This window comes from Candidatus Flexifilum breve, from assembly GCF_016713355.1.
The window spans coordinates 1-13,406 of record NZ_JADJPI010000029.1 but is presented as its reverse complement, the minus strand read 5'-3'; the positions used below and the strand labels follow the sequence as shown (position 1 = coordinate 13,406).

At 61.7% G+C, this 13,406-nt stretch carries 22 protein-coding genes and 2 pseudogenes; 2 read left to right on the top strand and 22 right to left on the bottom strand.

All coding sequences use genetic code 11. The annotated features are described in order from the left end of the window. Window positions 1-26 precede the first annotated feature (26 nt). From IPK17_RS40690 to IPK17_RS22085, 6 genes are all read right to left on the bottom strand, one after another. Window positions 27-173, bottom strand: coding sequence for a hypothetical protein (locus tag IPK17_RS40690; protein WP_350341653.1), 147 nt, complete (start codon window positions 171-173; stop codon window positions 27-29). Between the two features lie 28 nt (window positions 174-201). Continuing rightward, complete coding sequence (locus IPK17_RS22105; RefSeq protein ID WP_343419868.1) at window positions 202-342, bottom strand: hypothetical protein; 141 nt, start codon at window positions 340-342, stop codon at window positions 202-204. Between the two features lie 113 nt (window positions 343-455). Further along, window positions 456-692, bottom strand: a complete 237-nt coding sequence (locus tag IPK17_RS22100) for a DegT/DnrJ/EryC1/StrS family aminotransferase (RefSeq protein WP_343419867.1) — start codon at window positions 690-692, stop codon at window positions 456-458. 1,022 nt (window positions 693-1,714) lie between these two features. Beyond that, a complete protein-coding gene (locus IPK17_RS22095; protein ID WP_350341652.1) occupies window positions 1,715-2,110 on the bottom strand; it encodes a rhodanese-like domain-containing protein in 396 nt (131 codons plus the stop codon). Between the two features lie 96 nt (window positions 2,111-2,206). Then, complete coding sequence (locus IPK17_RS22090; RefSeq protein WP_343419865.1) at window positions 2,207-2,353, bottom strand: hypothetical protein; 147 nt, start codon at window positions 2,351-2,353, stop codon at window positions 2,207-2,209. Next, the gene (locus IPK17_RS22085; RefSeq protein WP_343419864.1) at window positions 2,350-2,526 is read right to left on the bottom strand and encodes a hypothetical protein; all 177 of its coding nucleotides are present in this window, start codon (window positions 2,524-2,526) and stop codon (window positions 2,350-2,352) included. The genes IPK17_RS22090 and IPK17_RS22085 overlap by 4 nt, the downstream gene beginning before the upstream one ends. A gap of 140 nt (window positions 2,527-2,666) precedes the next feature. Between IPK17_RS22085 and IPK17_RS22080 the strand changes: the two genes are divergently transcribed. Next, window positions 2,667-2,819, top strand: coding sequence for a hypothetical protein (locus IPK17_RS22080; RefSeq protein WP_343419863.1), 153 nt, complete (start codon window positions 2,667-2,669; stop codon window positions 2,817-2,819). A gap of 9 nt (window positions 2,820-2,828) precedes the next feature. On the opposite strand, the gene IPK17_RS22075 is transcribed toward IPK17_RS22080, so the two are convergent. The 11 genes from IPK17_RS22075 to IPK17_RS22025 form a co-directional block, all read right to left on the bottom strand. Beyond that, window positions 2,829-3,122 carry an MBL fold metallo-hydrolase gene (locus IPK17_RS22075; protein ID WP_343419862.1) on the bottom strand — a complete coding sequence of 98 codons (294 nt, stop codon included), beginning with the start codon at window positions 3,120-3,122 and terminating at the stop codon, window positions 2,829-2,831. Between the two features lie 107 nt (window positions 3,123-3,229). Beyond that, on the bottom strand, window positions 3,230-3,772 hold the full coding sequence (locus tag IPK17_RS22070) for a hypothetical protein (RefSeq protein WP_343419861.1): 543 nt from the start codon (window positions 3,770-3,772) through the stop codon (window positions 3,230-3,232). A 994-nt stretch (window positions 3,773-4,766) separates the two neighbouring features. Next, on the bottom strand, window positions 4,767-5,174 hold the full coding sequence (locus tag IPK17_RS22065) for a protein kinase family protein (protein WP_343419860.1): 408 nt from the start codon (window positions 5,172-5,174) through the stop codon (window positions 4,767-4,769). Beyond that, on the bottom strand, window positions 5,111-5,731 hold the full coding sequence (locus IPK17_RS22060; protein WP_343419859.1) for a protein kinase: 621 nt from the start codon (window positions 5,729-5,731) through the stop codon (window positions 5,111-5,113). Before IPK17_RS22060 ends, IPK17_RS22065 begins: the two co-directional genes overlap by 64 nt. 67 nt (window positions 5,732-5,798) lie before the next feature. Then, a complete protein-coding gene (locus tag IPK17_RS22055) occupies window positions 5,799-6,284 on the bottom strand; it encodes a hypothetical protein (RefSeq protein ID WP_343419858.1) in 486 nt (161 codons plus the stop codon). 216 nt (window positions 6,285-6,500) lie between these two features. Further along, window positions 6,501-6,632 carry a copper chaperone PCu(A)C domain-containing protein gene (locus IPK17_RS22050; protein ID WP_343419857.1) on the bottom strand — a complete coding sequence of 44 codons (132 nt, stop codon included), beginning with the start codon at window positions 6,630-6,632 and terminating at the stop codon, window positions 6,501-6,503. After that, window positions 6,610-6,822: a copper chaperone PCu(A)C domain-containing protein gene (locus IPK17_RS22045; protein ID WP_343419856.1), complete on the bottom strand. Its 213-nt coding sequence runs from the start codon at window positions 6,820-6,822 to the stop codon at window positions 6,610-6,612. The genes IPK17_RS22050 and IPK17_RS22045 overlap by 23 nt, the downstream gene beginning before the upstream one ends. A 2-nt stretch (window positions 6,823-6,824) precedes the next feature. Then, window positions 6,825-7,046, bottom strand: a complete 222-nt coding sequence (locus IPK17_RS22040; RefSeq protein WP_343419855.1) for a hypothetical protein — start codon at window positions 7,044-7,046, stop codon at window positions 6,825-6,827. Between the two features lie 60 nt (window positions 7,047-7,106). Then, window positions 7,107-7,817 (bottom strand): copper chaperone PCu(A)C domain-containing protein, encoded by a 711-nt coding sequence (locus tag IPK17_RS41110; RefSeq protein ID WP_502748966.1) that lies wholly within the window; start codon window positions 7,815-7,817, stop codon window positions 7,107-7,109. Beyond that, a complete protein-coding gene (locus tag IPK17_RS22030; protein ID WP_502748965.1) occupies window positions 7,754-8,245 on the bottom strand; it encodes an SCO family protein in 492 nt (163 codons plus the stop codon). The genes IPK17_RS41110 and IPK17_RS22030 overlap by 64 nt, the downstream gene beginning before the upstream one ends. A 149-nt stretch (window positions 8,246-8,394) precedes the next feature. Then, the gene (locus IPK17_RS22025; protein WP_343419854.1) at window positions 8,395-8,898 is read right to left on the bottom strand and encodes a hypothetical protein; all 504 of its coding nucleotides are present in this window, start codon (window positions 8,896-8,898) and stop codon (window positions 8,395-8,397) included. Between the two features lie 409 nt (window positions 8,899-9,307). Here IPK17_RS22025 and IPK17_RS22020 point away from each other — a divergent pair, with 409 nt between their 5' ends. Then, on the top strand, window positions 9,308-9,853 hold the full coding sequence (locus IPK17_RS22020) for a hypothetical protein (protein WP_343419853.1): 546 nt from the start codon (window positions 9,308-9,310) through the stop codon (window positions 9,851-9,853). A gap of 140 nt (window positions 9,854-9,993) precedes the next feature. Here IPK17_RS22020 and IPK17_RS22015 read toward each other — a convergent pair whose 3' ends face one another. From IPK17_RS22015 to IPK17_RS22000, 5 genes and pseudogenes are all read right to left on the bottom strand, one after another. Next, complete coding sequence (locus IPK17_RS22015; protein ID WP_343419852.1) at window positions 9,994-10,710, bottom strand: SLC13 family permease; 717 nt, start codon at window positions 10,708-10,710, stop codon at window positions 9,994-9,996. A gap of 55 nt (window positions 10,711-10,765) precedes the next feature. After that, window positions 10,766-11,129, bottom strand: a pseudogene (locus IPK17_RS22010) (SLC13 family permease); the annotation flags it as partial. Between the two features lie 310 nt (window positions 11,130-11,439). After that, window positions 11,440-11,721, bottom strand: a complete 282-nt coding sequence (locus IPK17_RS22005) for a hypothetical protein (RefSeq protein WP_343419851.1) — start codon at window positions 11,719-11,721, stop codon at window positions 11,440-11,442. A gap of 70 nt (window positions 11,722-11,791) precedes the next feature. Next, window positions 11,792-12,100 (bottom strand): annotated as a pseudogene (locus IPK17_RS40685) (alpha/beta hydrolase family protein); the annotation flags it as partial. Between the two features lie 856 nt (window positions 12,101-12,956). Next, on the bottom strand, window positions 12,957-13,406 hold a 450-nt coding region (locus IPK17_RS22000; RefSeq protein WP_343419850.1), incomplete at its 5' end, for a hypothetical protein.

Genomic DNA, 13,406 nt, shown 5'->3' with positions numbered 1-13,406 from the left:
CGGCGACGCCCGCCAGCGCCTGCGTATTAGGCGGCATGCTGGCGGCGCGCTGCGTTCCAGCTTTCGAGATGGCGCCTCGCGCCGAGAATCGCTGCCTGCAGCCCGTCGAGGCGTTCGCCATAGCCGAGCTTCGTCGTGCCTGTAATTTGCTCATGCGCCCGGTGATCTTTCAGTTTGGCGATCGCCGCGGCCAGCGCCTCGTCATTGGTGCAGACTGCGCCCGCACGCCATACGCGCCGAGATCTCTGCCGGGATAGAAGCCCGAGCCACGCGGCATGCCCCACGCGCCCGCCCGAGGCCGCCGAGTTCCGCGCCGTGCGCCTGCGCTGCGTCTTCGATCACGCAAGGAAGTTGTGCTTCCGCGCGATCTCCATGATCGCGCCCATCGGCGCGAGCCTTCGACCAGATGCACGGGCATAACGATGCGTCGCAGGCAGTAAAGATCGCCGCCTCAATCAGCGCCGGGTTGACGTTATATCGTCGCCGTGGTCGATGTCCACGAACACAGGCGTTGCGCCGCTCTGGGCGATTGGTCTGACGGTCGCGATGAACGTGCGGGTGGTGATCACCAGTCGCCCGCGCCGATGCCGAGCGCGCGCAGCACGAAGTACAGCGCGCTCGTGCCCGTGGCGATCGTTACTGCGCGCTTCAGTCCGCTGGAACTGTGCGAAAGCCGCTTCGAAGTTTGTCACCCCGCGCCGCCGATGGGTTGTGTTGGCGATTCACAAGCGGGCCAGCGCCGCGTCAATTCCGGCTTCATCGCCGCGTACTGCGCTTTGAGGTCGACGAGGGGAATTTTAGCCATGCCGCTCCAAGAGAGCAGGACTGAGTGCTGAGGGTCCGGGACTGTGACAACATCACGGTCTGCTGCACAGAGACGATCTGATGCTTCAATGACTCAGTCCTTTAATCCTCAGTCCCCAGTCTCCAGAATAGAACTTGATATTGTCGATGTGATTGATCCCCGTCAGCCGGGCTGCCCACCATGACGCGCGCCGGGCGGCACGTCTTTCGGGTCGACGACTGAACCTGCGCCGATCAGTGCCGCGCGCCGATTTCCCCGCACGCCGGGTAGCAGCGGTGTTCCGCGCCGGATGATCGCGCCCGCCTCGATGACCGCGCTTTCCAGCCGATCCTTCGCGCCCTGACTGATCGGGTAGCGCGTTCGTCACCATGACGCCGGGGCCGAGCCAGCGACCGTCACCGCAGTTGGCTGTATTCCGGCACGAACACGCGGCCGTGCAGGCGCAACTGGTTGCCAATCGTGACGTGATGCTCGATGATGCCGTACGCTTCCGATGCTCACGTGATCACCGATCGTTCTCCCCTTCGCGGATGACAACGTGATGCCCGGTCTGCAAGCCCACGCTGATCACGTTGCCCGCGTAGATCACGCTGCGTGCGAACGGATGACGCCCGCGCCAAGCGTGAGCGGGAGGTCACCGGGCCGAGCGCCCGCGGCGCCTTGCCGAGAATCACGAACTCGTCGATCTGCGCGTCGGCGGGCAGGTGGACGTTCGGGCAATGCGGAACGTGAGGGGCGATCCGGTCATCGATTGGTCTCTTATTGTAGGGACACCCACCGGGGCCGCCGCTCTTGATCAAAACTCCGCTTCTGGCTCTCACCTTGTGCTGGTCAACGCAATTTCCCTCTCCCTACGAAACAACCGGGAGAGGCGAAGCACCCCTCTCCATCTTGGAGGGGCCTAGTTCCTCAACTCTCACCCCAGTCCTCTCCCGAAAAGAGGAGAGGGGACTTCAAATGCCCGCCTGTCTCCCTCTCCGATTCTAGGGAGGGGTTGGGGTGAGGTTGGGTTCTTACCCTTTTTACCGGCAGACCCGCCACGATCCACGCGTCGAGGCCGCCCTCGACATGCGCGAAATCGGCGAAATTGTGCCGTTCCAGCAGGCTGGCGGCGATCTGCGAGCGGACGCCCGTCGCGCAGTGAATGACCAGCGAGCGGTCGCGCGGCTTCATCGATGCGCTCCGGCAGATCGTGGTACGGAAGGTTGACCGCCCCCGCGATCCGCTTTTCACGGTACTCGCTGACCGCGCGCGCGTCAAGCGCCATTGCACCCCGGCGGATGCGTTCGGCGGCGGCGCGTACATCGATGGCCGGGAGTGTACCGCTGTAAATGTCGACTTCGTCCGGCACGAAATAGCCCGCGATGTTGTCGATGCCCACCGCGCGCAGTTGGCCTTTCATCAGCGTCGACCTGCTCCGGCGCGGTGATCGCGGTAGACTGGATGCGCGAAATCGACGAACCACCCGGCATAGGTGCTGAACTGATCGCTCGGTTGAATGTGCAGCGCGCACGCTACATGCACGTTCCGCCGCCGGGTATCGATCACCAGCGCGCGTTGGAGCGCACCACATCGTTGAGCAGAAAGCGGTCCACGCGTTCGGGGCGCGGCAGCGAGCTGACGAGCGGCGCGCCTCGTTTGTTGACGCGCTTCATCTGCGCAAGTAACGCGGCGCGGGCGGTTGATCGCTCAGCACCCAGCGCGGACAAATTTTGCTTCATCGTCAAATTGAAAGGCCGGGTTGGACCAGCTTCTCATCGCCGAGCGTGGAGTGACGGCACCGCGCCGAGCGCCTTGGCCGCACGCGCTCCCCGCGCCGTGACCGGGCAGAATTTGCAGATAATCCGGCGGGTTTGAGCATTTGCAGGTTGCGGAACTGGCCGCGCGCGTCGATCCCAGCGGTGTTGGCGTAGCCTGCCGCCACTTCCAGCAGATCTGGGCGTCCCACATCGCCGACGAACAGGCAGTCGCCCGTGATCAGGCCGAAGGGTTGGTCGAGGCTTGGGTGTCGTGATGGCGAAAATCAGGTGTTCGGGCGTGCCCCGGCGTATGGATCGCCTGAATGCGGATGGCTGCCGAGTAGCCACGAAGCACCGTCGTGCAGCAGGGCGGTGTTGGCGTCGACAAACTGATACTGCCAGTCAACGCCGCCCTCCGCGCTGAGGTACATATGCGCTCCGGTCGCCGCGGCGACTTCGCGGATGCCGCTCACAAAGTCCGCGTGGATGTGCGTTTCCGGTGACCTGCGTGATGCGCAGATGTTCCTGCTGCGCCGCGTGGAGAGAGGGGAAATATCGCGAGCCGGGTCGACGATCAACGCCTCGCCCGTCTCTGACAGCCGATCAGGTATGACGCCTGCGCCAGTGCCCGATCGAAGAAATATTTGAGTTATGGGTGAACGCTCCCGGTGAACCGCGTCCCCAACTATAACAAACTCTGTTCAAAAAAGATTAGCGAGATGCGATCACGAGCGCGCGCCCTCACGTTCGGGTCCGCCAGCGGCGTCTGGAGATCTGGCGGCGCGGGCAGTAGACCTGCTGCCAGCCCGTATCTTCCAGCAGGTCGCGCAATGGGCGAGGTCGAACACCGTGTTGTAGGCGTTCTTCGAAGCGGGTGCGGGTCCGTCGTCCTCGCGGATGAAGCCCGTGATGCGCACACGAGCGCGGTCGCCGCCGTCGTAGATGCCCCGCTGATGAGCGTGACTTCGGGCGTTTCGCTGAGCGTGATGTTGTTCCAGCGCTGCAAGCCGACGCGCGTGTTGAGGTCGAAGATGAACACGCCGCCCTCGCGGGACCGCCGGCATACACGCAGGCGAAACAGCGGCAGCGCGTCGGCATCCGGCAGGTGATTGAGCGCGTCGAAGGTCGAGATGGCCAGCCCGACCGGGTTCGGAATCAGTGGAGTCCGCCGCATCGGCGACGATGAAGCCCGCGCGGTCGCGTTAGGCGGCGGTGTTCTGCCGCGCATGTGCTCGGGAGGTCAAGCAGTGCGGTGAACCCGGAGAGTCAGCGGACCTGTCCTGTGCCCCGCGACCGGCGAACCCGCGCCTCCTAGAGGGGCAGCGGCACGAGCGGGCGAATTGCCCCCAGCAGGGTAGCACGCGGAGTTCTGGTTGTAGGGTGTGCCTGCGTCGGTTGTCAGTGCCTTGGAGAACTCCATGGAGGCCTGGCCATCCGCTACCGAGCGGGTGAAGTCGCCCCAAGACAGCAGGTTGTAAACGCGCTAACCTTTGTTGTAGGCTTGGTTCATTGGTCGCAACTTTTCTTGATGACGGTCTAGGGTGGGCAGTAGCCATTCTTATGAACCGATGCTTTTCGGATGTGAAATCTCCAACAGATTTGGAATAACAAACTGACCACACCTAGGGACCAATCTTGAGATCGAGCATGACCTAAGTTTTGGATAGAAATGAATTTGGATACAGAAATTTTGCTCAAGAGAATATGTCTCCATCCTTTAGTTCTGTCAGCTTTCCCGAACTCATGTATATGTCTCAACGACTTAGTTGCAGAAATGTCGGGGAACAAGGTTCCATGATGTACCTGCTTAAGATTTGATGTGGATGTCGACTCCAACTGGGCTGATTTAGATAGGCAATCATCACAAATTTAGTGAATAGTATAGGCAATGCTGTGTGCCCCCTTCTAACAAATGAACTCATCAGGTTGAGAACAGTGAATACCATTTCAAGGCGGTATTCTCGCTTAATGTCATTTACGGTGAACGGCCAGTTAGCGCAGTTTGGTCGGCTGCATCGTTGCCCATTCCGTACAGGATTACGCTGATGATATATGTTTGTTTTGGCACAACTCGCATCTATCTTCAAGCGTCACCTCATCCGAGCATTTGAGGAAGCAAAACACCGACGCGAGACGTTCCATTGTTCAGCGATCGCCAGTTAGGGCTCAAGACTTATGCAACGGCAGTGTGCTTTTCGGAGGACGCGCCTCATCGCGTCCGCCTAACGATATTCACGGCGGGATTGTATCTCCGCGGAGTAATTTATGGTCGCTAACGCCGCCCGAATAGGCGGCGCAGCCGCGAGAATCGGCGTGAGGGGATGGCTTGGGGCGGGGTCAGCACCTGCGCGCTGCCGGGATACTCGACCGCCTCCAGTGCCTGCGCCATTTCCCTGCGCCGAGTCAAAGCGTTCGTCTGGGTTGGCGCGCAGCGCCTGCAGAATGAGCGCGTCCAGTTTTGGCGACACATCGGCATTGAAGGTGCGCGGCGGGCGCAGGGTGTTCGCCAATTTGACGTCAAGCAGCGCTTCTGGGGTGACGGCCATGCGGAACGGCGGCTCGCCGGTCACGAGGTCGTAGAGCGTCGCGCCAAAGCTGTACACGTCCGAGCGCAAATCGAGCGCGTCCAAGCGGATTTGCTCCGGCGGCGCGTAATGCAGTGAGCCGAGGATGTGCTGCAGGTAGCCGAGCGAGGGCGCTTTCCGCACCACCGCGCGAGTTCGAGGTCGTTGAGGTAGACCTGATTATCCCCGGCGACGTAGACCACCCGCGGGGAGATCGAACCGTGGACGAAGTGGCTGCGGTGCAAAAAGCTGACCGCTGTGCCGAGCTGCTGCATGATCGGCAGCGCCGTTGCCAGCGGCACGCCGCCGTTGCGCAGCAGGGCGTCGAGCGTGCCGGGCAGCATGCGCGACACGATGTAGACCGCCTCATTGCCGATCTGCCCGGAGGCATAGAGCGGCAGCAAATGCACGCTATTCCAACCCGATGATGTGCTGGATCTGGCTGTTGAATTCGTCGAGAACAGGTGCGTTCCGCCGCGTCGTGCGGCAGCGGCGTCACCTTGAACGAGACGAAGCGCTTGACTGACTCCTGCACCGCCCGGTAAATCGTCGTGTCGACCCGCGTCGACCGCCTCCTGGACGAAGAAGCCATCGATGAGCCGGTTGGTGTAACGCGCATCCATTACGGGAACAGGCGGTAGAGAAACCGGGTGACGTTGGTCATCACGAAGCTGAAGACCCAGTAGGCGGTCAGCAGCACGACGTGCTGTTCGCGAGCCGGAAGCGCGTCGACCCTGCGCGCAGACCGAGCAGCGGCGCGCCGATCTCGTCCGCGCCCCACATCCGCAGCCCCATGAAGAACCCCCCGCGATATCGCGCCAGCGCGTCGTCGTGCGCGCGCCGCCGTAGAGGAACCCCGCTGTGATCAGATACGCCCATTCGGTGAGGTCGCCGAGCAGGTCGCGCGTTTCCAGCGAGCGCGGCGCGCTTCCGGTCAGCGACTGGTAGGCGCGGCGTCCCGCCGCCTGAAACGGTGTTTCGCCGTCGGCGTACTGCCGGGGCACGAGCGCGGTCTTCCAGCGGATCCGGGCGACCGCTGTCCTCAGCGGGCAGGAGCGCGCGCGGAAACACCACCGGGACAACCCGCCGGGTGTAGTAGCGCATGGCATACGCGCCCAGCACGCCGCCGATCACGCCCATCAGTGCCGCTTTCCGTCGATCCGGTACACCAGACATAGCTTCCGCTCCCCTCACTCTTGTCATCCCCTTGAGTCTAGCGGACAGATCGCCCTGCTCTCTACGGAAACAGCGAGACTCAGGATTGTCTCATGCAGCGGATAAAAAGGCCACCCCTATGGGGTGGCCTGTGGTTCTTCGATGCGGTTTTACATCTGTCTCCCCCTCCCCGAATTCGGGGTGGGGGGAGGGTTCAAAGCTCGGCCGCCCCCATGTTCATGCCGCCCATGCCTTTGGCATGGGATCGCGCACGACCACGTCGATTCTGACTTCGCCGTGGTGTTCAAACGTCAGGGTGAGCGTGAAGCTCTCGCCGACCACCAATTCACGGGTCAGACCCATCAGCATGATGTGGTAGCCGCCGGGCATCAACTGCGCCGCCCGCCTTCGGAATGTGGAGGTGCTGGCCTTCGACCGGGCGCATCTGCATCACGCCGTCGGCGGTCATGCTCATCTCATGGATTTCGACCATGCTGGCGACATCGGTGGCCGCGCCGATCAGCGCTTCGTGCACCGGGTCGGGGTTGGCGATCACCATGCTTAGGCGGCGCTGTTCGGCGCCCCGCAATGCTCGGACGCGCCCACGCATCGACAATGCTCACGCCGCACGGCGCGTCGGCCTCGGCGTGGTCGTGCCCCCGCTTCTTCGGTCGCATCCATCGCCATCGGTTCAGCGGTCGCTTCGTCCATATGCCCCATGTCGTGCATCGGTTCGGCGGTGGCGTCGCCCATGCTCATGCCGCCCATATCCATGCCGGGCATGGCATCGATCCTGCACGGGCACACTGAGCGCAACTTCGCCGGCGTGTTCAAACACGAGCGTCAGGTCGAGCATGCTGCCGGGGTCAGTTCACGGGTCAGACCCATCAACATGATGCGGAAACCACCGGGCTGCAGGGGGAAGAAGTTGTGCGCGGCGACGGGGAAACCACCTTCGACCGGACGCATCTGCATGACGCCCTCGGCAGTCATGCTCATCTCGTGCAGTTCGACGCTGGTGGCCGCGTCCGTGCTGGCGCTGACCAGCGTATCGTCTTCGTCGGTCAGATTGATGAGCAGGCCGTAGGCGGCACTGTTCGGCGCTCCGGCAACGCTGGCGCGCGCCCAACCGTTGTACAGCGATACGGTCGCATGACATTCACCTTCATGGGCGAGGGCGGGCAGGACGGCCACGGATGTAAACAGGGCGATGAGCAGCAGAGTCAAAAGAACTGCTTTGGACTTCATTTGTAGCCTTTCAGACTTGATTGGTGATTGTTTATCGTTAAGTGTGGTCTGCTGCGCCCATCTTTGCCATACGCTAAATAGCGTAGATCGATGGGCGCAGCCGCCAAGGGTGTCAGGCTTGGGATTGGCGCCTAACAGCACCTGAATATCGTGGACAATGTCGCGGTAGTTCGTGCCGTACAGGTACTGCGAGAGGAGGCGGCCCTGCGGGTCGATGAGGAAGACAGACGCCGTGTGATCCATCAGGTAGGCTTGCGGGTCATCGCCGAGCACCTGCTTTTCCGCCACCACGCCAAACTGATCCATGACGGCTTGCAGGGATCGCCTTCGCCGCGCAGACCGATGAAATCCGGGTTGAAGGCGGCAGTGTACAGCCCGAGCAGATCGAGCGTGTCGCGGTCGGGGTCAATCGTCACGAAGACCACCTGCACCTTTTCGGCCAGATCGCCGAGGTCGTTCATGACGCGGCGCAGTTCCGCAAACGTGGTGGGGCAGAAGTCCGGGCAGCTCCGGTAACCGAAGTACAACAGAATCACGTCGCCAGAGTACGCACTCAGTTCAAACGCAGCGCCCGTGGTCGAGTCGAGGTTAAACTCCTGCAATTCGCGGGGTGGATCGTAGACCGCGCCCATCAGCTCATCAGCGTAGTCGGGAGTCGGCGTTGCCGCTGGGGTGGCCCCACTGCAGCCCGCCAGCAGCAGCAAACCCAATAGGACGAAAACAAATTGTTTCATGGTCAGCCTTAGTCTACTCGACGATAATGCGCACCACCGAGTCTGCGCGCGCTGCACACCCTTCGAACACCTGAGGCGTGGTGAACGTTTGCCGCAGCGTCCGCCCGCGCGCACGAAGAATGGTCCGATCGTATGGATCGGCCAGATCATTATTTTTCAGAACCAGCGTGTTTTGTCCATTGACAGATAAGCGTATTTCCGTGGGCATCACATCGTCGCCATGACCTTCCCGGATCTGAGCGGGCCGTCCTGCGGGATGACGATCCAGAATTCCTCAGGATGCGCGACTTGCGCGCTTCGATAGCGGTGTTGCTGGCGTAGGTTTCGCGCGGGCTCATGTTTTCTTCGAGCACAGCGAATACGAAGGCCGTGAACTCATCGCGAATCAGTTCATCGCCGACCCAGGCGCTCACGTCGATTGTCCAGCGGTCGGTCGCGGGCCACACCATCGGGATTTCGTGGCACGCCCTCCTGATCTTCAGTCGCACGACCGTACAGGGAATCTGCCCTTGCATCGTGCGATTGGCTCTGACTTCGATGCTGGCCCCGCTGATCGGTTCGCCATTCTTCACGACGCGCAAAACCAGCGTGTTCACGCCGACAATGAGCGGGAAGGGCTTCGAACTCAACTGAATATGGATCTGGTCGTCCATAAGGACTTCTTCTGGGAGCCGCGCACGACGAGATAGGTGCCGATGCCGACGGCGAGCACGACGATTACAGCGACTACATCGATGAGCATTCTTCGCATATGTTAATATCGTGTCTATGTTTGCGGGTGCTTTGTGATCATAAAGGTGGATGTCATACCTGAATAGTGACAACTTGCACGAAATCAGATGAGAAAGTTTACGTGTGCCCACCTCATTATTTCGTAAAACATGTATGTAACTATATACATTTATGAATTATTTCTGAAAATATCCCTTCAAAGCACCCGATTTCACCGTATGATAGGGCGGTATTCCAGAGTTTAACATCGACCCTATTGATCTCATGAAAGGCTCACAGTTATGAAATTGCTGCGTCTTGCCTTACTGTCCCTGCTACTCGCCCTCGTGTTTGCCGTGGGCTTCGGCGGCGCGCGCCCGGCCTTCGCCGCGACGAACTTCACGGTCACGGCCAGCTCGTACCCCCGGGACGCCCAATGAACTCTGGGTAAACATCACCGACATCACCGCCGGGGGCACGTATACGGTCAACGCCGCGCCACAGGGTGGGGCACCATTAACCGTCACTGTCACGTATATTGGTTTCCCTGCGGGAGGCTTCCTGTTTTCGGGGGCCGATGGCACGTATACCATCACCGTCACGCGCACCAGTGCCCCCAATGAATCTGAACAGTTTAGCACCACGTGTCCGGTGCCCGTCCCGCCGACTCCGGTTGATCGCGGCCCCTTCATCCCGAGTGGGTTCGTATTGAGCACCATCATCTGTGACGTGGCGGTCTATGATGCGCCCGGTGGTCAGCCCGTGCCCAACAGCGCCATCACGAGCGGCCAGACGTGGTTTGTGAACCCGGAACCGGTCGCGGATGCCGCCGAGGTCTGGTGGATGGAGATTTTTCACCGCTGGCGCGCTGAACGGCTATGTTCCGACGGAGTGTGAGCTAGTGTTGGTTCGCAGACATCATGGTGGAGGGGCAGACCAATGTGTCTGCCCAAAAATCAACCAGCCCATTGGGGAAAATACTCCTTGACGCAACGGACGCCCGAGCGGCGTCCGTTGTGTTTCCCGCACCGCTCAGGTCACCCCGTTGTGACCATCAACCAGAGCACGCCGACGCCTAATGTCAGCAGCGTGATCGGGATACCGGCTTTGAGGAACGCCCCGAATTTGAGTTCGACGCCCTGCACTTTCGCCAGCTCCGCGACGATCAGCGTGGCCGCCGAGCCGAGCAGCGTGAAGTTGCCCGCCAGCGTCGAAGCCATGGCCAGCGTCAGCCACGCTTGCTGTGGGTTAGCGAACTGCGCCATCGACGTTTGCAGCAGCAGCACAGCGGGTACATTCGAGATCAGGTTGCTGAGCACGGCGGTGATCAGGCTCAGCCCGGGGACACCGTTAGTCAGCATGGAGCGTGTCGCATCGAAGAAGGCATCGCTCAACCCGGTTGCGCGGATTGCGCCGGTGATCACGAACAAGCCCGCGAAAAACACCAGCAGCTCCCAATCCAGCGCGAGCAGTTTACGCGGACGCAGCCGCGAAACGAGCAGCGCCGCCGCCGCGACACAGGCCGCCGTTACAATCGGCGCGCCGAGCAGAAACGCGATCAGCAGCAGGGCGACGATGCCGAGCGTGCGGTTGAGCAGCGGGCGTGAACGGGCGCGGCGGCGGCAGTTCGACCTCCGCCAGCGTCCGCGAAACTCGGCGCGGTACAGCAACACGATCACGCCCCAACAGAGCGCCAGCCCGATCAGCGCGACGGGCGCGAGGTGCGCGGCGAAACTCACGAACGAGAGTATCACCGGCCTGCCCGATGATGATGTTCTGCGGGTTGCCCGTGATCGTCGCCACTGAGCCGATGCTGGTCGCCGTCGCCAGCCCAATCAAATAGGGGATCGGGTCGCGCCCCAAGCGCCGGGATATCCACGACCAGCGGCGTGAGCATCAGGCAGATGGTGTCATTCAGGAACAGCGCCGAGAGCACGCCTGACGAGATGATCACCAGCGCCAGCAGTATCTGCGGCGTGCGCGCGAGGCGCAGGGTGCGGCTGGTCACGGCGCGGAAGAACCCGGCGAGGCGCAGATTGATGTTGATGACCATCATTGCGCCCAACAACAGCAGCGTGCCGAGCTCAATCGATGCCAACGCGGCGTGTTCGCTGTTCGCGCCGATCACGACCAGCAGCGCCGCCCCGACCAGCGCAATGGTCGCGCGGTTCATGCGCAGTTGGGGAATGGTGCCCACGGCAATGGCCGCGTAGATGAAAATCAGCGATGGCGTACAGGGGAAGGTTAGCGCGACATAGATCAGTTGCAGAGTCCTGGTAGGGACGCGCCATGAGCGTGTTGGAAAGGTCATATTCCGGACTTACTCCCGGCCCCTCCCGAATCTGGGGAGGGGAGAGCAGATCTGACCTCCGCCCCGATTGCGTGGGAGAGGGGAAGAGCGATCTCTGTTTTGCTGCCCTCGCCTCTTTTCGGAGAGGGGGCGGGGGGTGAGGTTAGTTGTTCGCGCGCACGGATATCGGTGTCTACTCTACTCGCAAATGGTCGTTCAGCCAACTGAGGATCAGCGCGGTGGCACTGTCCCGCTGGGGATTGCTCTGCCGAAACATGTCCGTGCCATGCACTGACGAATTGTAGACCGTCATCGCCGCTTCGCCTGTGGTGCGCTTAAACATGCGCAGCGTGTCGTAGAGCATATTGTCGGTCCGCCTGACCATGAACAGCACCGAGCGGTCGCTCCTGCGCGCGTACAACGCCTCGTTGAGCAGCGGAAATCGCCGGGGGAGATGGAGGAGGATTGAGGTCAAAAACAGCCGGGTTCGGGAGCACAGCCCGCCAGCGCGGGCACTGCGCCGAAACTGCCCCGACTAAGGCCAGCGCGTCGCCCTGCACATCGGGTTGGGCGTGCAGCCATTCAAACCAGAACCGCGTATCGTCAATACGGCCTTCCATGGACCGTGTGCCGCGTGTTCCACCAAAGCCGCGCAGATCTACGGTGAGGACGTGGTAACCGGCCCTCAGCAGCGGCGGATCAAGGGCAGCCACTGATCCCGATTGCCGCCCGCACAACGTAGAGGCAGCACGTGGTGGGGCAGTGGTCCGGTCGCATTCTTGGGACGCAAAATCGCCCACCTGGACTAAGCCATCGGCGGCGTGGATGGCCACGCGGCCTGGCTCGCGGCGCATCCCAAGCTCGGGCGAAAACGGTACAGGCGGCAGGCACAGGAACAGGACGAAAACAGTTAGGCGGAACACGGGAGACTAAGGCACCTTCTTAGACTGGGATTGTAGGATGAGACAGAAATTTTTTTGTCTCCTCTATTTCAAACTTCCTCCTCCCACGTAAGTTGGAGAGAGAGAGATGTGCTGGTGAGCAGGCTGGCCTCCCCAACCGGGGAGGCTGTGCTGGGGTCCGAATCAAACCCTTTTCAACACGCCCCATGCCTCACCTGGAAGTGACTACAAGTGGTGATTTGAACCTGGTAATGTGCTACTGATAATTTGCGCTAGTTTTAATAGTGCGAGCCGGAGCGCTCCGTCCTCGCAAAGATTAACGCAATTACGCCGCTGTGGAAAGTTGCCCTACTTCACGCCTCCCACACGCGGTCTCTGATTCGGCTGCGCCAGCTTCATGGCGCGAGAGCAGCGCGTCCTGATCGACCGGGGATGCGGCGGGGATGCGCAACGCCGACCGCGTTGTGGATCGCGCTGTAAATGGCGGGCGCCGCCTTGATTGACGGATTCTGCCGACGCCTTCGCGCCGCATGCGCCTTCTTCACCTGGCGCGGGCGGGTGCCCGACCCGATGCGAGATGATCTCCGGCGCGCGCTTGATGCTCGGTAACTGTAGCGCGAGAGCAGCCGTGACCACGGTGCACGCCATCTTCGGCGATGAAGGCTTCACCCAGCACCGTTTGGCGGTATTACGATGATGCCGCCCTCCAGACTGTCCCCTGCGGCATCAGCGGGTTGATCGCGGCGTCACCGTCAGTGCCGGATACCCACTTTACGCATGGGCGGATTTCCGCCCGTCTCGGTATCGATCACCAGCGCGCGGCTCTGCGTCGCGTAGCTGAAGGCGGCGATGCGCAGTCGCCACCCGTGCCGAGCGGCCGTGTGCCCTGGCGCCCAGTATTCCAGTCTTTGACAAGCTTATTTGCAGACTGTGCTGGTGCCATCCAGCCGACCACCTGATTGAGCGGCATCACGTGCGTCGCCGTGTTGAGCGGAGGGAGACCTTCTTCGCCGCAGATGCTTTCCGGCGGCACATCGGTTAAGGATTCTGGCGGCGCTCCCCGGTGCGACGTTTCGCGCAGCGCGGAGGTGGCGGAGGCGCGCAGCGGTACTGCCGCGCACGAAACGAAGGTCTCGCCGGGAGGCGGTGGTTGGGCGCGTCTGGCGCCAGATTTGCACGCAGACAGCGGCACTCTGATGCCGCGCCGTGGTGGGCAGGTGCACTCTTCGGGCGTGCACTGCGCCACCACATGCGCGAT